General features: G+C 43.3%; 17 protein-coding genes. 6 read left to right on the top strand and 11 right to left on the bottom strand.

Annotated elements, in window-relative coordinates:
• Positions 1 to 174 precede the first annotated feature (174 nt).
• Positions 175 to 2,439 (bottom strand): arginine/lysine/ornithine decarboxylase, encoded by a 2,265-nt coding sequence (locus tag OS173_RS07265; RefSeq protein ID WP_267183608.1) that lies wholly within the window; start codon positions 2,437 to 2,439, stop codon positions 175 to 177.
• A 161-nt stretch (positions 2,440 to 2,600) separates the two neighbouring features.
• Complete coding sequence (locus OS173_RS07260; protein ID WP_267183607.1) at positions 2,601 to 4,832, bottom strand: NADP-dependent isocitrate dehydrogenase; 2,232 nt, start codon at positions 4,830 to 4,832, stop codon at positions 2,601 to 2,603.
• A gap of 35 nt (positions 4,833 to 4,867) precedes the next feature.
• Between OS173_RS07260 and OS173_RS07255 the strand changes: the two genes are divergently transcribed.
• The gene (locus OS173_RS07255) at positions 4,868 to 5,053 is read left to right on the top strand and encodes a hypothetical protein (RefSeq protein WP_267183606.1); all 186 of its coding nucleotides are present in this window, start codon (positions 4,868 to 4,870) and stop codon (positions 5,051 to 5,053) included.
• Here OS173_RS07255 and OS173_RS07250 read toward each other — a convergent pair.
• Genes OS173_RS07250 through hutU form a run of 3 tightly spaced genes read right to left on the bottom strand, consistent with a single transcriptional unit; the run spans position 5,030 to position 8,997 of the window.
• Positions 5,030 to 5,806 carry an N-formylglutamate amidohydrolase gene (locus tag OS173_RS07250; protein ID WP_267183605.1) on the bottom strand — a complete coding sequence of 259 codons (777 nt, stop codon included), beginning with the start codon at positions 5,804 to 5,806 and terminating at the stop codon, positions 5,030 to 5,032. The two genes, OS173_RS07255 and OS173_RS07250, sit on opposite strands and share 24 nt — an antisense overlap.
• Positions 5,788 to 7,314: a histidine ammonia-lyase gene (hutH, locus tag OS173_RS07245; RefSeq protein WP_267183604.1), complete on the bottom strand. Its 1,527-nt coding sequence runs from the start codon at positions 7,312 to 7,314 to the stop codon at positions 5,788 to 5,790. Before hutH ends, OS173_RS07250 begins: the two co-directional genes overlap by 19 nt.
• A 3-nt stretch (positions 7,315 to 7,317) precedes the next feature.
• On the bottom strand, positions 7,318 to 8,997 hold the full coding sequence (hutU, locus tag OS173_RS07240) for a urocanate hydratase (protein WP_267183603.1): 1,680 nt from the start codon (positions 8,995 to 8,997) through the stop codon (positions 7,318 to 7,320).
• A gap of 196 nt (positions 8,998 to 9,193) precedes the next feature.
• Between hutU and OS173_RS07235 the strand changes: the two genes are divergently transcribed.
• The gene (locus OS173_RS07235) at positions 9,194 to 9,799 is read left to right on the top strand and encodes a hypothetical protein (RefSeq protein ID WP_267183602.1); all 606 of its coding nucleotides are present in this window, start codon (positions 9,194 to 9,196) and stop codon (positions 9,797 to 9,799) included.
• Positions 9,800 to 9,842: 43 nt separating this feature from the next.
• Here OS173_RS07235 and OS173_RS07230 read toward each other — a convergent pair whose 3' ends face one another.
• Genes OS173_RS07230 through OS173_RS07215 form a run of 4 tightly spaced genes read right to left on the bottom strand, consistent with a single transcriptional unit; the run spans position 9,843 to position 12,021 of the window.
• The gene (locus OS173_RS07230; RefSeq protein WP_267183601.1) at positions 9,843 to 10,202 is read right to left on the bottom strand and encodes a hypothetical protein; all 360 of its coding nucleotides are present in this window, start codon (positions 10,200 to 10,202) and stop codon (positions 9,843 to 9,845) included.
• 55 nt (positions 10,203 to 10,257) lie between these two features.
• Positions 10,258 to 10,629: a roadblock/LC7 domain-containing protein gene (locus OS173_RS07225; RefSeq protein WP_267183600.1), complete on the bottom strand. Its 372-nt coding sequence runs from the start codon at positions 10,627 to 10,629 to the stop codon at positions 10,258 to 10,260.
• Complete coding sequence (locus OS173_RS07220) at positions 10,622 to 11,149, bottom strand: GTP-binding protein (RefSeq protein WP_267183599.1); 528 nt, start codon at positions 11,147 to 11,149, stop codon at positions 10,622 to 10,624. Before OS173_RS07220 ends, OS173_RS07225 begins: the two co-directional genes overlap by 8 nt.
• A gap of 5 nt (positions 11,150 to 11,154) precedes the next feature.
• On the bottom strand, positions 11,155 to 12,021 hold the full coding sequence (locus OS173_RS07215) for a hypothetical protein (RefSeq protein ID WP_267183598.1): 867 nt from the start codon (positions 12,019 to 12,021) through the stop codon (positions 11,155 to 11,157).
• Between the two features lie 418 nt (positions 12,022 to 12,439).
• On the opposite strand from OS173_RS07215, the gene trmB reads away from it, so the two are divergent.
• Entirely contained in the window at positions 12,440 to 13,126 is a 687-nt protein-coding gene (gene trmB / locus OS173_RS07210) for a tRNA (guanosine(46)-N7)-methyltransferase TrmB (RefSeq protein ID WP_267183597.1), read from the top strand.
• A complete protein-coding gene (locus OS173_RS07205) occupies positions 13,126 to 14,964 on the top strand; it encodes an SLC13 family permease (RefSeq protein ID WP_267183596.1) in 1,839 nt (612 codons plus the stop codon). The genes trmB and OS173_RS07205 overlap by 1 nt, the downstream gene beginning before the upstream one ends.
• Here the strand turns inward: OS173_RS07205 and OS173_RS07200 are convergent.
• A complete protein-coding gene (locus tag OS173_RS07200; protein ID WP_267183595.1) occupies positions 14,948 to 15,118 on the bottom strand; it encodes a hypothetical protein in 171 nt (56 codons plus the stop codon). The genes OS173_RS07205 and OS173_RS07200 overlap by 17 nt on opposite strands.
• 271 nt (positions 15,119 to 15,389) lie before the next feature.
• Here OS173_RS07200 and OS173_RS07195 point away from each other — a divergent pair, with 271 nt between their 5' ends.
• Positions 15,390 to 15,587: a type II toxin-antitoxin system VapB family antitoxin gene (locus tag OS173_RS07195; RefSeq protein WP_267183594.1), complete on the top strand. Its 198-nt coding sequence runs from the start codon at positions 15,390 to 15,392 to the stop codon at positions 15,585 to 15,587.
• The gene (locus tag OS173_RS07190) at positions 15,587 to 15,952 is read left to right on the top strand and encodes a type II toxin-antitoxin system VapC family toxin (RefSeq protein ID WP_267183593.1); all 366 of its coding nucleotides are present in this window, start codon (positions 15,587 to 15,589) and stop codon (positions 15,950 to 15,952) included. Before OS173_RS07195 ends, OS173_RS07190 begins: the two co-directional genes overlap by 1 nt.
• Before the next feature lie 296 nt (positions 15,953 to 16,248).
• Here the strand turns inward: OS173_RS07190 and OS173_RS07185 are convergent, their stop codons facing one another.
• On the bottom strand, positions 16,249 to 16,779 hold the full coding sequence (locus OS173_RS07185) for a hypothetical protein (RefSeq protein ID WP_267183592.1): 531 nt from the start codon (positions 16,777 to 16,779) through the stop codon (positions 16,249 to 16,251).
• Between the last annotated feature and the right edge of the window lie 116 nt (positions 16,780 to 16,895).

The raw sequence follows: 16,895 nt of genomic DNA, 5'->3' as shown, positions 1-16,895 counted from the left end.
GTTGGGCTGATCTCCGCGAAGCCCAACAACAAATCTTAAATAACAGCTTACATTTTCGGATTAAAATAATCAAAACCTGCTTGATAATTTTATCCTAAAAAAACTCAAGTCTATGAAGAAAATATTGGGCTTCGCGGAGCTCAGCCCAACCTACATTTTTTGCCCAGAGTACCTTTATTCCACCACTACATCAATAAAGTATTCTTTTTTACCGTTGATTTTTTTACTGATAAGACCGTGAACATCGGATTCAAAGCCGGGGAATTGAGCATTGAATTGTTCAATGTATTTAAGGTAGCCAATGACTTCGGGTGTGAAGCGCTCACCGGGGACCATTAATGGGATGCCCGGTGGGTAGGGTGTGATTAATATCGCTGTTATGCGACCTTCTAAATCATCAATTGACACCCGCTCTACTTGACCATGAGCCATTTTATCCCAGGCATCAGCAGGAATCATGGCCGGTTCAATGTTGGACAAATACATGTCCTTGGTGATTCTGGCGATGTCATTTTGCTGATACATGCTGTGGATTTGCTGACAGAGGTCATGCAGCCCGATGCGTTCATAGGCCGGGTGCTTGGCAACAAATTCCGGCATAACTCGCCACAGAGGAAGATTACGATCATAATCATCTTTAAATTGCTGCAATTCCGTGACCAAGGAGTTCCAACGACCTTTGGTGATGCCAATGTTAAACATAATAAAGAAAGAGTACAGACCGGTTTTTTCGACCACAATTCCATGCTCGTTCAAATATTTTGTCACCACGCTGGCCGGAATGCCCATTTCATCAAAACGACCTTTGATATTCAAGCCCGGGGTAACAATGGTGGCTTTAATGGGGTCAAGCATGTTGAAGCCGGCCTCTTCAATATCAAAGCCATGCCATTCATCTTCAGGATTAATCATCCAGTCGCTTTGCACCGGTACTTCTTCATCACTGAAATCATCAGGACCCCAGACGGTGAACCACCAATCATCGTCACCAAATTCGTTATCCACTTTGCGCATGGCTTTTCTAAAACTTAGCGCCTCCACCAAAGACTCCTCGACCAAAGCATGTCCCGCTGGCTGTTCCATCATGGCCGCTGCCACATCACATGAAGCAATGATTGAATACTGCGGACTGGTTGAAGTATGCATTAAAAAGGCTTCATTAAAACGGTGCATATCAAAATGGGAATTCTGAGACTCTTGTACTAATATTTGCGAGGCTTGTGACAAACCGGCCAATAATTTATGGGTAGATTGGGTCGAAAAAACCGTGGCATTTTCTGCGCGGGTTCGACCGTCACCGCCGATGGCATGCATATTTTGATAAAATTTATGGAATGATGCATGGGGCAACCACGCTTCATCAAAATGTAAGGTATCAACTGTATCGCCTAACAAGGTTTTAATTTCCTCAACGTTATAAATAACACCATCGTAGGTACTTTGCGTTAAGGTTAATATGCGTGGTTTACGTCCTTTAACTTTGCTGGCAAAGGGATGAGCAGCAATTTTTTTGGCAATATATTCAGCTGAAAACTTTTGTTTGGTAATCGGGCCAATAATACCGTAATGGTTTCTACTGGGCATCAAGAACACCGGCACCGCTCCGGTCAAAATAATTGAGTGCAATATGGACTTATGACAATTTCTGTCCACCACCACGATATCGCCTGTGGCCACAGTTGAATTCCAGACAATTTTATTCGATGTTGAGGTGCCGTTTGTGACGAAAAACAAATGATCAGCACTAAAAATTCGCGCGGCATTGTGCTCACTTTCGGCCACAGGGCCATTATGATCCAACAGTTGACCCAACTCTTCCACCGCATTACAAACATCAGCACGCAACATGTTTTCACCAAAAAACTGATGAAACATCTGTCCTACCGGACTTTTTAAGAACGCCACACCACCTGAATGACCCGGCGTATGCCAGGAATAGGAACCATCTTCTGCATAATTCATCAACGCTTTAAAAAATGGTGGCGCCACATGAGACAGGTATTTATTGGCTTCACGAATAATATGTCGCGCCACAAAATCCGGGGTGTCTTCGAACATATGAATAAAACCGTGCAACTCCCGCAAAATATCATTGGGAATATGCTGACTGGTTTTGGTTTCACCATACAGAAATATCGGAATATCCGGATTACTTCGGCGAACTGCAGTAATAAATCCCCGAATTTCTTCAATGGCTTGATCAACTTCTTCATCACTGCCCTGGCCAATTTCCTCGTCATCAATGGAGACAATAAAACTGGAGGCGCGACTGGCTTGTTGCGCAAAAGAAGTGAGATCGACATAACTGGTATATCCCACCACCTCAACACCATTTTCTGTAATGGCTTCCGCCAAATTACGAATTCCTGAACCCGAGACATTTTCAGAACGAAAATCCTCATCAATCACCACGATAGGAAAATTAAAGCGCTTTGACATAGTATTTAGATTAAATAAAACCTTTTTATTATCGCTTGTTAATTCCTGCTGTCAACAAGCACCGCATGTCACATCTCTATTTCTTGATTTCCATCATCCAAATAAAAACGCCGATTGGCTTTAAACCAATCGGCGTTTGTCGGATCACACAGATGAATGCGTTAAGCTTTGATTAAGTCATTAATGATTTCATTTAAGGCCTCGCTGGGGCGCATGGCAGCGGCAGCTTTGTCATCATTGGGCTCAAAGTAACCACCTAAATCTACAGCTTTGCCTTGCGCGTCAACCAGTTGCTGTAAAATGGTCTGTTCCTGAGCATTTAATTTTTCAGCCACAGGTTTGAAGGTGTCTTTGAGTTTTTTGCTGTCGTTTTGCTCTGACAAGGCTTCCGCCCAATATTTAGCCAGATAAAAGTGACTACCGCGGTTATCCAATTCATTGACTTTGCGAGAAGGTGATTTATTGGTTAATAAGTATTCCTCGTTGGCTTTATGCAATGCATCGGCGAGTACTTGTGCGTCTTCGTTACCGGTTTTTTCGGCAGCCGCTTCTAAAGAAACCGCCAACGCCAAAAACTCACCCAGGGAATCCCAACGTAAATGACCTTCTTCAATAAATTGTTGTACATGTTTCGGTGCAGAGCCACCGGCACCGGTTTCAAACAAACCGCCACCGGCCAGTAAAGGCACGATGGACAGCATTTTGGCACTGGTACCCAACTCTAAAATCGGGAACAAATCGGTGAGATAATCACGCAATACATTACCGGTTACAGAAATGGTGTCTTTGCCGGCACTGACCCGCTCACAGGTGTAACGCATGGCAGCTTTCGGGTTCATGATTTTAATCTCTAATCCGTCAGTATCGTGTTCAGGTAAATAAGCGTTCACTTTTTCAATCAGGTTGCGGTCATGGGCGCGGTTTTCATCGAGCCAGAAAATCGCCGGCTGACCGGTATTCCGGGCACGACTGACGGCCAATTTTACCCAGTCTTTAATGGCCACGTCCTTGGTCTGACAGGCACGCCAGATATCACCCTGCGCCACCTCATGCTGTAATAACACTTCATTGTCATCAGACATAATGCGAATAAGACCATCAGCTTCAACCTCAAAGGTTTTATCATGAGAGCCGTATTCTTCGGCTTTTTTCGCCATTAAGCCAACGTTACTGACATTACCCATGGTGGTGACATCAAAGGCACCATTTTCACGGCAAAAATCAATAATTTCCTGGTAAATACCGGCATACGAGCGATCGGGAATAACCGCATGGGTGTCTTGTAGTTTGCCATCGGCATTCCACATTTTGCCGGAGGTTTTAATGGCCGCCGGCATCGAGGCATCGATAATGACATTGTTAGGAACGTGCAAATTGGTAATGCCTTTATCTGAATCAACCATGGCCAGCGATGGGTTGTCCTGATAGCAGGCAGCGATGGCATTTTTGATTTCAGTTTGTTGTGCTTCAGGAAGTGATTCAATTTTGTCATACACCGCCTGAATACCGTTATTGGCATTGACATCCAACTCATCGAATAACTGACCGTATTTCTCAAATAAACTGCCGTAATACACTTCCACCGTATGACCAAACATAATCGGATCAGAAACCTTCATCATGGTCGCTTTTAGGTGCACAGAAAATAAAACACCGGCAGCTTTGGCATCTTTAATGGCTTTAGCCAGAAAATTTCGCAGCGCTTTTTTGCTCATGCGCGACGCATCCAATACTTCATCCTTTAATAACGTCAGATCTTCCTTTAACACCTTAACGTCACCATTGCCACCCACCCATTCGATGCGAACCGTTTGGTCTTTGGGCATCACATAAGACTGTTCAGTCTCGTAAAAATCACCGCTTTGCATGTGTGCGACTTTGGTTTTCGAGTCTTTTGACCATTCACCCAAGCGGTGTGGGTTATTCTGTGCGTATTTTTTTACAGCTGCAGCCACCCGTCGATCTGAGTTACCTTCCCGTAACACCGGATTGACTGCAGAACCCAACACTTTGCTGTAAGCTGCTTTGGCTTGTTCTTGTTCTTTGTTTTCAGGGTCACTGTGATAATCAGGAATATCGTAACCGGCTTTTTGCAATTCTTTAATGGCGGCATGTAACTGCGGAACAGAGGCAGAAATATTAGGTAACTTAATGATATTGGCCTCGGGTTTTTTAGCCAGTTCACCGAGTTCTGCTAAAGCATCGTTGCGCTTTTGCTTATCTGTTAAGCGCTCCGGAAATTGCGCCAGGATACGGGCAGCCAGGGAAATATCCTGAGTGGTGAAATGAACACCGGCTTGCGCGCCAAAACTTTGCACAATCGGCAGAAAAGAATAGGTGGCTAAAGCGGGGGCTTCATCAGTAATGGTATAGACAATGGTCGGCTTGGTCATAACAGCTCCTTAAAGATTAAGACTTTTGTAAATTCATGATGATACAAAAGCCTCATGGTAAATTTAATCGCCGAAAAGCGATGAAAATAAAAGCCGTAATTATAACAAATCAAAGGCGGGACAGCGGAATCAATTATGCCAATGATAAAACCTTAAAAGAAACACCTAAAAGGAATGCAAACCAAACAAAAAACCAGTTACAAACTAAGCAATTGGGTTAACACAGTGTTCCAAAACCGGCGTAAACCATCCGCGCCATTTGAGACGTTTTTAAAGTCTCGGGCATATATGGATTTACCGTGTTCTAACTGGATGGCGTGAACATTGTTGTGAGGTTGGCCGTAATGGCGAGTGATGTAACCGCCTTTAAAACGGTCATTAATAACCCAGGAATAGTGGTCTTGTTGCTGTAAAGCATCGGTGACTATTTTTTGGTATTTAGGGTCGCAGCTTTGACCCGCAAAGGTGCCGACATTGATGTTTGGTAAAACACCTTCGAAAAATCGTGGTACCACATCATCAATGCTGTGGGCATCAATCAGCAGACAATATCCAAAACGGTTTTTGGCCTTATCAATCAAACGCGATAATTCATCATGATATGGCTGCCAATAACGCTCAATACGTTGTTTAATGTCATTTTCATCCGGTTCCAGGCCACTGCGATACAACGGCCGATCATCAAAACCGGTGACCGGGCAGACACCGGTTTCTGATTGGCCGGGATATAAGGCACCCCCAGTCGCGGGCCGATTCAGATCCACCACATAACGACTGTATTCGGCTTTAATACGGGTGTGCGGCAAATCATCAAAATCAAAGACTTCAGCAATCAAATGATCCCGATCGGGGCAAGCGACCGCATAGGGTTGCAGTCGTTCGATCATGCCCGGCGCCAGCTTGCCGCCATCATGGGGCACACTAATCACCAAAGGTGAAGGCTCACCGATATTGCTTAGCGTAAAGACGGACACAAGGGCTCTAAAGCGTGGTTCAATTCACCGCTCAATACCAATTGTTGCATGCTTTCAATATCCGGAGCCATTAAGCGGTCTTTATCCAAAAACGGCACATCCCGTCGCACCCGTTGATAAACACGGTATAAAGCATCCGAGGTACGCAAATCCTGATGAAAATCGATACTTTGGCAAGCCGCCATCATTTCAATGCCGACAATAATGGCGCCATTCACGGCAATATCGCCGAGCTTGCGCGCGGCAAAGGTCGCCATCGACACATGGTCTTCTTGATTAGCTGAAGTCGGAATGGTATCGACACTGGCCGGATGGGCATAGGTTTTATTTTCCGATGCCAAAGCCGCAGCGGTAACATGGGCAATCATAAAGCCCGAGTTAACGCCGGAATCGGGCACCAAAAACGCCGGTAAACGGCTTAAGCCCGGATCAATGAGCATCGCCAGACGCCGCTCTGACATATTGGCCATATCGGTGACCGCAATACTCAGGTAATCGGCGGCCAGGGCCACCGGTTCTGCGTGAAAATTACCACCGGATAAGATATCGCCTTGTTCAGCAAACACCAAAGGATTATCGGTGGCGGCATTGGCTTCAATCAGTAATTTTTCAGCCACAAAATCAAAGGTATCTAACACCGCACCCATGACCTGCGGTTGACAACGCAAACTGTAGGGGTCCTGAACCCGATCACAATCTTCGTGAGAGACCACAATTTCACTGTTTTTCAATAATTCACGGATGGCACGGGCTACGGTAATTTGGCCTTTTTGTCGGCGCGCCTGATGAATGCGCTCATCAAAGGGTGCCAATGAACCTTTAGCGGCATCAATAGACAAGGCACCGGCTAAAATAGCGCCGTGAAAAACATTTTCAGACTGGAACAAACCTTTCAAGGCCAAACCGGTGGACACCTGGGTGCCATTGAGTAACGCCAAGCCTTCTTTAGGTCCCAGTTTAATCGGGCTCAAATCCAGGGAATCAAAGACTTCCATCACAGGCTTAATTTCACCTTGATAACTGACTTGGCCGAGACCAATCATGGCACTACTCAAATGTGCCAGTGGTGCCAAATCACCGGAAGCACCCACGGAACCTTTTTCAGGAATTAAAGGATAAATTTCATGGCTAATCATGGCCAACAATAACTTCAGCGTATTCGGATGAATCCCAGAAACACCTTGTGCCAAACTCATGGCTTTTAGCGCCATAATTAATCGCGTGGTATCTGTATCGATAGGATTGCCGACACCGGTTGCATGGGATATGACCAGATTACGTTGTAAAGTGTCTAATTCACTTTTTTCGATTTTGACGTTTGCCAACAGGCCAAAGCCGGTGTTGACGCCATACACCGTGTCATCACCGGCAGCCACCTGTTCCACGGTTTGTCGCGACTGAATAACACCTTGTAATAAACGGTCATCCACATCCATTTGTGCGGGTTGTTGCCATATCTGGCGCAAATCTGCCAGCTCGAAGCCTTGTTGCGTTAAGCGATAAGTCATTGTTTATTTTCCCAACATCGGTAAGTTTAAGTTATTCTCATGGGCGCATTTTTGAGCGATGTCGTAACCGGCATCGGCATGACGCATGACGCCGGTGGCCGGGTCATTCCACAACACCCGCTCGATGCGCTTGGCCGCGGCATCGCTGCCATCACAACAAATCACCACCCCGGAATGTTGTGAATACCCCATACCGACACCGCCGCCATGATGCAGTGACACCCAGGTGGCACCTGAGGCGGTATTGAGTAAGGCATTTAATAAGGGCCAGTCTGAGACCGCATCCGAACCATCCACCATACCTTCGGTTTCCCGGTTGGGACTGGCCACTGAACCTGAATCTAAATGATCACGGCCAATCACCACCGGCGCCGATAATTCTCCGGATTTCACCATCTCATTAAAAGCCAAACCGAGTTTATGTCGTAACCCCAAACCGACCCAACAAATTCGTGAGGGTAAGCCCTGAAACTGAATGCGTGCCCGTGCCATATCAAGCCAACGGTGCAAATGTGGATCATCGGGAATGAGTTCTTTGACTTTGGCATCGGTTTTATAAATATCCTCGGGATCACCGGACAATGCTGCCCAGCGAAATGGTCCGACACCTCGACAAAATAACGGTCGGATATAGGCCGGTACAAAACCCGGGAAATCAAAGGCGTTTTGACAGCCGACATTAAAGGCTTCCTGGCGAATATTATTACCATAGTCAAAGGTCGGAATGCCTTGTTTTTGGAAGTCGAGCATCGCTTCCACATGCACTTTCATGGATTCACGGGCGGCTTTGGCGGTGCCTTGCGGGTCACTTACACGTTTTTCAAACCACTCGTCCACCGTCCAGCCTTTGGGCAAATAGCCATTGGTGGGATCATGGGCCGAGGTTTGATCGGTGACCGCATCCGGGCGAATACCCCGGGCGATCATCTGCGGCAGAATCTCAGCCGCATTGCCCAATAAGCCCACGGAGATTGCTTTTTTATCCGCAACCGCCCGGTTAATCATCGCCATGGCTTCATCCAAAGAATCAGCCCGTTGATCCAGATAACCGGTTTCTAATCGCTTTGCAATGCGTGATTCCTGACACTCTATGGCCAGCATAGACGCCCCGGCCATGGTTGCTGCCAGGGGTTGCGCGCCGCCCATACCACCCAAACCGGCGGTTAAAATCCAGCGACCGTATAAATCACCGCCATAATGCTGACGACCCATTTCCACAAAGGTTTCATAGGTGCCCTGCACAATCCCCTGGGAGCCGATATAAATCCAGGAACCGGCGGTCATTTGCCCGTACATCATCAGGCCTTTTTTATCGAGTTCATTAAAATGATCCCAGTTGGCCCAATGCGGCACCAAATTAGAATTGGCGATCAGCACCCTTGGCGCATCTTCATGAGTGGTAAAGACACCCACCGGTTTACCCGATTGCACCAACAGCGTTTCATTGGATTTTAAGGCCTTTAACGCCTTGACAATGGTATGGTAACAATCCCAGTTCCTGGCGGCTTTACCGATACCGCCATACACCACCAAATCCTCCGGCCGCTCTGCCACCTCCGGATCAAGGTTATTCATCAACATCCGTAATGGGGCTTCAGTGAGCCAGGATTGGGCATTCAGTTTGGTACCGCGCGGCGCGCGAATCACCGGTGCTTGGCTATTGGGATCAGTAGTTTGGGTCATGGCGATTAAGACTTGGTTTTGAAAGGGTAAATTGTACCAATTCAGGCCCATTTTAGCCACCAAACCAAACGAGCTTCGTAAACCGATGAATATAAAAAGCTCCTCTTATAATAATAATGATTATCATTATAATTTAGGCCAAGTTGACTAATTTTGATTTGAAAACAACGCGCACATTTTATTTTTGGAGAAAACCATGCACACTTGGACCATAGAGCTCACCCCGGCCAGTCACCGTCAGTTTAACGATGTACTTTCATTAAACCAAAACAAAACAACCGGTCACTTTAGACGATGGTTTGGCGGTTTGGCCGGTGAAATTTATTTAGGCATCAAATCAGGGCTGGATTTAGCCATTGCACGTCCTCAACCCCTGGATAAAACCCAAGCGCAACATATCCTAATTCAAGCCGCCATGGTGCAACAGCAATGCATGCACCACTACCGAGTTTATCAGGATTTAAAAGCACATGACCTAAAAGATCTGGCACTGCATGATTTATTGTTATTTATTCGCATGGCCAATTACCATCCAAGCTATCAGGATTTGGGCGAATTTCAACAACACAGCCATGTCATCGAAAGTAATGAACACTTAAAAACACTGATTAACGAGCTCAATAGCAAGCAACTCATCCAATGCATCAAAGTAAATAACAAGCGATTTTATGACAAAAACCCCTACCCGCATTGTCATCTTTTGGATACTGAAACCGGTCTGATTAGTGACTACGACTGTCACCTAAATGTCTCACACAGCCATCGATTTAAGCGTATTCCTCATAAAAAGATGGCATGTTAGACCTTAACCAATAAAATACTGGTCAATAAGTGGTGTTTACAAATCAAACTTCCAGCGCAGTTTCAACGTTTTGTACTTTGCGGCGCGCTAAGGCTAAGTTTGATTTAGAAATATCCAATACCAGATAAAAGAACAGTCCTTTTTGAGATTTAATAGGGCGAATTAAGTGATACTGACTGTCCAATGTAATCATAATATCGACCAATTCTTCATTTAATTCTAGGTTTTTAATGGTATCAAGTTTGGCTTTTACCACTTGTGAGTTTCCGGCTGCTGCCAGTTCCATATCCAAACCACTACCGGCTTCACCCAAAACCATACCGGATTCACTATCAACTAAAGAAGCGGCTTTAGCACCATCCAATTCCAACAACTGTTGTAAACTTTCATTTATATTTGACATATTTAATCACCTATATTTAAAACAAATACCGTCTTTTTAATAGAGATCGGTAAAACTATATTTTTTTAAGCACTTCAGCCAGTTTAAATGCGAAGTACCTGACTTGCCCTAAGTTATGTTGACGTCCTGTGGTAACACAAAGTACACAGGATTTATTTTGATATTGACATTGAACCATCAGCATAATACCGTTTGCGGTTTCAATCACAGTATTGGCAAAACCATCACCAAGCACGTGCTTAGCGGCTGCCCGACTTAAAGATGCGATTGAGCTTGCCACCGCAGCCAATTTGTCTTGTTTAACATTATTATCACTAAAATAATGACTAAATACCGGAATTCCATCGGCTGTGGTGACATGCACAATCCTGATATCAGGTAGTTTATGCTTTAGTTCTGACATGAGTTTAGTTAACTTATCAGACATGACTAACTTCCTCCGCTAGCGCAATTAATGTATTCATAATCATCAAAGCATCTTCCTTTATTCGAGTGTCAACCGTATAAACCGGCAAATTAAGTTGGTGTTTGCGCAAACATTCATGGACTAACGTTAACTCGTTTGTAACTTTATTATTGAAGTGGGTAACGCCTATGACACACGGCATATCATCTTTAACGGAAAAATAATCCAATAAATAGTCCATTTCTTCAATCGAGTGTCTGTCATTGTCTTTCACCAAAATCACCAACCCCCATAAACCTTCTTTAACAAAATCCCATACCAACGAATATTTACGCTGCCCCGGAACACCGTACAAGGCCAAGTTAATCTCATCATCCACATAAATCTGACCATAATCAATACCCACTGTCGTCATTTCTTTGCCAATATCAACACTGGAAACCACATCTGTGTTTATGGTGTCGTTATTACTTAATCGGTTAATGAGTGTGGTTTTACCTACACCGACCGAGCCGATAACGGCTATCTTTTTTTGAGTCAAATCGTTCATCCTGTTTTTGAAAATAACCCCTTGAGTCCCTGAAGTAGTCTTGACACCGGTTTATTAGACTCAACTTTTTGTGTTCGCGAAGTCTCTGTCTTAATGACTTTAATGTGACCTGATAAAATCATGGCGTTTAAGTAGCCATAGACGGTTTCCTCAGAAGCAATATCTAATTGTAGTAATTGCGCCAAAGTTAACGACCGACTTTTTAACGCAGCTGTCAGATAAATAAATGGCTGCTGAAAACGTAAATGACCAAAATTAGGCCAGTTTTCTAACTCAAGTTTAAAGTTATCATTATGAAAATGCTTATCATAAACTGAATGTTTAAATTGCAAAGCAATGTCCCAAAGCGTCTTATAAAGTGGGTATTCATAATTCGCTTTTGACAAATCTTCGTCACTAACATTGGTCTTTATTTGCACCGTTTCATCAGCGATAAAATCAACAAGTGCAGTAATATCAGCTTCAAAATTCGTTCGCAATAAACCGGTTTTAGTTGAAAACTCAACAAAAAACTGGTCATGGCCGACAATTAAAACGCCGGTTTCTTTTGATTGCATTAAGTTAACAATATGGTCAATCAAGTGCAAAGAATCTGTATCATAACCATCCAAATACTGGCTAATTTGTGTCAACACCTGCGAAATTGTTTTGGGATTAATGGTGGGCTTAAATGTAAAAACTTTATTGTCCTTTAAAACACAAGCTTTGTAGTCTGACCCATGCTGAGAAATACGCACATCCGGCTCTTCCATATCAGTCGGCACAATAAATCGGTTATGGCCATAACAATCTTTAATGTTCAAGATTGATTTGACCAAAAATAATTCCCGACCTGTTAATTCAATATTAAGCCTAATATTCATGTAATGAAATTCCGTTTGTTTATTATTATATTATTCTAGAATTTAATTTTTTCAGTCATTTTAACAGATAAATCTTATTTAAAATTCATCTAGTCCAATGACTGTTTATAGTTCTCTTGAATTGATTTTAAAGTACCATAAATAATTCAAGAAACCAAGATTATAAATTCGTGAAATATCAAATTATCTTACACAAATAAAGTAAATTCTTAAAGACTAAGACGGCTTAATGTGAGGCTCATCACAAATTTAATCTCTTTAGTTTAAAGGCGAAAATTGAATATCCAAATAAGTAATGCGACATGACTAAATGTGTCATGAAACGTATTGGAATTGACGATTCTTAAATTTATTTGAATTGAATGATTTAATCATATTAACTATTTGAGTAGAATAGATTTTTTTGACTGACAAATTCATGAAATTTTTATCAGACCGTGCGCATATTCGCAGTTTTGTATTAAGAAAAGGCAAAATGACCACCGGTCAACGTCAAGCGGTGGATAAGCTGATGCCGCACTACGCCTTAACGCCTGATTCACCATTAGACTTTTCGCAGGTGTTCGGTAACGATAATCCGGTTTGGCTAGATATTGGTTTTGGTAATGGCGAATCTATAATTCATGCTGCGCAAAACCATCCTGAAGTGAATTTGTTGGGCATTGAAGTACATTTACCCGGTGTAGGTCGCTTATTAATGGCGGCGGATGAAAACAATTTGCATAACATTCGCATTATCCGTAATGATGCTGTGGACATTATACGTGAATTTATACCGGATGATTCATTACAAGCCGTGCATATCTACTTCCCTGATCCCTGGCATAAGAAACGTCACCATAAACGACGTCTGGTACAACAGGAATTTTTAGATTTAATCCGCCCAAAATTAAATTCAGGTGGGCGATTACATTTTGCCACCGACTGGCAACCTTATGCCGAAGAAGTGGCTTTATTACTTGAGCAAAATACCGACTGGCTGATAAATAGCCAAACCCAATCGCGATATGCACCTCGCCCCGATTGGCGTCCGGTGACTAAATTTGAACGTCGCGGGCAGCGCTTAAACCATGCTTCTTTTGATTTAATCTGGCATAAGCAATAATGGAAATCATACCGCTAACCAATGAAATGGTGATGATACTGGCAATTTTAGCCTACACCGTTTTAATGTTTGTGACTGAAGTGATTCGCATAGATGTGGCAGCGATATTGATCTTGGTGATGCTTGGTTTAACCGGACTGGTACCGGAAAGTCAGTTATTTTCGGGTTTTGCATCAAATGCCGTGATTTCAATTATTGCGGTGATGATTTTGGGTGCCGGATTGGATCGCACCGGTGTCATGGGCGCGGTGGCCCTGTTTATTTTAAAAATCGGCGGCAAAACTGAGAAAACCGTGATGCCGGTGGTATCCTCCACAGTGGGATTAATTTCCGGATTTATGCAGAATGTTGGTGCCACGGCTTTGTTTCTACCGGTGGTGAGTAAAATTGCCAGTTCCGCCAAAATCCCCATTTCCAAACTGCTCATGCCCATGGGCTTTTGTGCCATCTTAGGTGGCACCGTCACCATGGTTGGTTCATCGCCTTTAATTTTACTAAATGACCTGATTGAAACCTCCAACCAATCTCTGCCCTCTGGTACCGATACCATGGAAACCTTTGGCTTATTTTTTGTCACCCCCATTGGATTATCATTACTGGCGGTAGGTATTTTATATTTCTTGGTTCTGGGTCGTTTTTTATTACCTAAAGAAAAAGCCGTCACCCATGTTCATAATCACCGGTCAGATGCTTATTTTCGTGACAACTATAACCTCGATAAACACATCACAGAAATGATTGTTAATAAAGACAGTCCTTTGGTGGGTAAAATGGTTAGAGAACTGGAATTTGATCCGCATATTCCACCGGTGGTGGCCTTATTCAGTGATGGCGATTCCTCACTGGCACCGGCCAGGGACCGATTTATTTGGAATGGCGCAACATTAGGCGTGATGGGTAATCCTGATCAAATTAAAAAATTTGCTGACCAATTTAACCTCACTGTACTACCAAAACTAAAACATTTTAAAACAGACTTTAATCCCTCGATATCCGGGGTCTCTGAAGCCGTTATTATTCCCGGTTCACGTTACTTAGGTACTAAATTATCGGATTATCATTTTCGTAAAGAATACGCCATCACCATTTTAGCGGTGTCTCGCAACAATAAATTGTATTCCGGAGAAGCCATGTACGATTTAGAGTTGCAATTGGGTGATACGTTTATTATTCATGGCCGCTGGAATGACCAAATTGGTTTAAGCCGATCACGTAATTTAACCCTGGTCAGTGATGCACCCAGTGAACAACAGCGGCCACAAAAAATTCCCTTTGCCATCTTATTTTTTGCCCTCAGTTTATCACTGGTTATTTTCACCAATATGCAGCTGTCTTTGGCGCTTCTCACCGGTGCCGTGGGTATGATTATTTTTGGTGTTCTTAATATGGACGAAGCCTATCGTGCAGTCAGTTGGAAGTCTGTTTTTATGTTGGCTTGCTTAATCCCGCTGGGTTTTGCCATGGAACAAACCGGTACCGCCGTCTGGATTGCTCAAAACACCATCGCTGCCCTTGGCGATATGCCTCAAATTGCCTACCAACTGACTTTGGCTATTTTAGCCACCATTTTCTCTCTGGTCATGTCCAATGTCGGCGCCACTGTGCTGTTGGTACCGTTGGCCATTAATATGGCCCTGGAAACTGGCGGCAACCCCGCCATGTATGCGCTGATTGTCGCCATCTCCACATCCAATGCATTTTTACTACCCACGCACCAAGTGTCTGCTCTAATTATGGGCCCCGGTGGTTACGCCGTAAAAGACTTTATCAAGGTCGGCTTCTTTTTGACCATTATTTTTCTGGTGGTTTCCTTGACTGTCATTAACCAGCTTTTTTAAGGGCACAGGCCCGCTCCAACTTCATCCGAAATAATTGCTTTAACAGTTTAAGGTTATCATCGTGCACCGCCTTATGACAAAACTGACAATCTGCCAATTGCTCAATAATCAGTTCAATTTCTGCCATCACAAAGTTTAATTCTTGTTGATTCATGTGCTTTACTCCTCTCTCAAAGTAACCACCATTAAATCAAATCCAAAACCGTAAAAATACCGCAAAAGGTCGATTGGCTTGTAGGAAAATGTCGATTGGGGTGTGGAGAAAGTTGATAAGGGGTTTTATTGAACACTTGGATAGACACCAGATTGGTATTCCGAGAGTTAAGACAAGGCCTGCCTTGTCTCTACGAATATCATTTTAGATTGATTGCACGATGCATCATAGTCAGCATATAATGATGGTGATTATGATGATGTGGTGATTTATGCGAACAACTGTAACGATTGACAATGAGTTAATGGCCAAAGCCGTGGCTTTATCTGGCATTAATGAACGATCTGCTTTGCTGCGAGAAGGCTTAAAAGCACTTATAGAGCGCGAAAGTGCACGCCGATTGGCTCAATTAGGCGGGTCTGAACAGAATTTAGAAGATGCGCCACGTCGTCGGTCGGCTGTAGATTGATGGTTTTGGTGGATACCTCGGTTTGGGTCGACTATTTGCGCAACGGGGATTCTGTCTTAACTGATTTATTGAATCGCTCTTTAGTTTGCATTCACCCCATGATTATCGGTGAATTGGCCTGTGGGAATTTACAAAATCGGGCTGAATTAATGTTACTTTGGCAAAATCTGCCGCATGTAACCGAAGCCAGTCATGATGAGGTGTTGTTGCTACTTGATAATCAACAGCTTATGGGCAAAGGCATCGGTTATATTGACTTGCATTTATTAGCCGCTACTTTGTTGTCGAAAAACACCCGTTTGTGGACACGTGATAAACGATTGTCGAGTATATCTGAAGATTTGGATGTGGCTTTTATCCCATAAATTTGAGACAAGGCATACCTTGTTTCTACGAGACTAAATTTAGCGCATTAGAGGCTCAAGTTTGACATCATTAAGGTAAAATTTACTTAATTAAACCCGTGGTGCATTTAGGAAATTTTTACCGGAATTTAATCAAATTTATGTAAGTTTTTGGCCAGAAAAGCTGATCTTTTAGATTAAAACACGCAAGATGACCATAAAAGTTGTTCATTTTTACGGCTTTTAACTGCTATCCGATGCCAAAAATAGCACAATTTACTCCAAATGCACCACGGGTTAATTAAATGATGTTAGAACTATTCAGCATCCCAATAAAAGTCAGGCCGGGGCATCGGCAAATAATCACTCAAACGAATCTCACGCAAAGCTTTAACATCGGGAATCGTCTGCACCACATAACGACAAAATTTAAGCATATCGCTAATTTTACTTTTCTCAAAAGGCTGAACGTCAGTGCCAAATTGGTCCCAAAGGGCGTATGTCCCAAGTGTGTAACCAATATTGGCTTCTTTGAAATTAACACCCAAAGTACTTAATGGGTTTTTCTCAAATGTTTTATCAAAAACGCTATGTGAGCTTGGGTCTTTAAGGTACTGCTCAATGAGTTTTTTATGATCTAAAACTTCAAATCCTGCAGCGCCGATGGCAAAAGAACCGCAACGTTCAAGCACCTTAGCTAAGGCCTCATTATTCCTATTTTTTCGAATAATCCTTTTTTGACTTCTGTTTAAATTGCTTTTATAGCGTCTTTGGTAAAGATGGAAAAATTCATGAGAAATTGTACTGATTAAATAACTGTTTATTTGTAAGCGCCAAGCGAACCCCATGGTTGATAGTTTAGTTTAGCTGTGTGTGGGTGTCTAATCGAGCTGGATGTTTTCAGGCAACAACTGTTCTATTTGTTCCACTGTTTTGGCGTTGGGTAGTTGGCGGTAGATTTCAG

The organism is Marinicella gelatinilytica (assembly GCF_026410405.1).
Classification (GTDB): Bacteria; Pseudomonadota; Gammaproteobacteria; order Xanthomonadales; family Marinicellaceae; genus Marinicella; species Marinicella gelatinilytica.
Note: the sequence above shows the minus strand (reverse complement) of the source record. Positions and strands in the feature narration are given on the sequence as shown.

Excerpts from the sequence above, each read along its gene's own strand:
- OS173_RS07265 (WP_267183608.1), bottom strand. The coding sequence starts at position 2,439 with ATGTCAAAGCGCTTTAATTTTCCTATCGTGGTGATTGATGAGGATTTT.
- OS173_RS07260 (WP_267183607.1), bottom strand. The coding sequence starts at position 4,832 with ATGACCAAGCCGACCATTGTCTATACCATTACTGATGAAGCCCCCGCT.
- OS173_RS07255 (WP_267183606.1), top strand. The coding sequence starts at position 4,868 with ATGATGATACAAAAGCCTCATGGTAAATTTAATCGCCGAAAAGCGATG.
- hutH (WP_267183604.1), bottom strand. The coding sequence starts at position 7,314 with ATGACTTATCGCTTAACGCAACAAGGCTTCGAGCTGGCAGATTTGCGC.
- hutU (WP_267183603.1), bottom strand. The coding sequence starts at position 8,997 with ATGACCCAAACTACTGATCCCAATAGCCAAGCACCGGTGATTCGCGCG.
- OS173_RS07235 (WP_267183602.1), top strand. The coding sequence starts at position 9,194 with ATGCACACTTGGACCATAGAGCTCACCCCGGCCAGTCACCGTCAGTTT.
- OS173_RS07230 (WP_267183601.1), bottom strand. The coding sequence starts at position 10,202 with ATGTCAAATATAAATGAAAGTTTACAACAGTTGTTGGAATTGGATGGT.
- OS173_RS07225 (WP_267183600.1), bottom strand. The coding sequence starts at position 10,629 with ATGTCTGATAAGTTAACTAAACTCATGTCAGAACTAAAGCATAAACTA.
- OS173_RS07215 (WP_267183598.1), bottom strand. The coding sequence starts at position 12,021 with ATGAATATTAGGCTTAATATTGAATTAACAGGTCGGGAATTATTTTTG.
- trmB (WP_267183597.1), top strand. The coding sequence starts at position 12,440 with ATGAAATTTTTATCAGACCGTGCGCATATTCGCAGTTTTGTATTAAGA.
- OS173_RS07205 (WP_267183596.1), top strand. The coding sequence starts at position 13,126 with ATGGAAATCATACCGCTAACCAATGAAATGGTGATGATACTGGCAATT.
- OS173_RS07200 (WP_267183595.1), bottom strand. The coding sequence starts at position 15,118 with ATGAATCAACAAGAATTAAACTTTGTGATGGCAGAAATTGAACTGATT.
- OS173_RS07195 (WP_267183594.1), top strand. The coding sequence starts at position 15,390 with ATGCGAACAACTGTAACGATTGACAATGAGTTAATGGCCAAAGCCGTG.
- OS173_RS07190 (WP_267183593.1), top strand. The coding sequence starts at position 15,587 with ATGGTTTTGGTGGATACCTCGGTTTGGGTCGACTATTTGCGCAACGGG.
- OS173_RS07185 (WP_267183592.1), bottom strand. The coding sequence starts at position 16,779 with ATGGGGTTCGCTTGGCGCTTACAAATAAACAGTTATTTAATCAGTACA.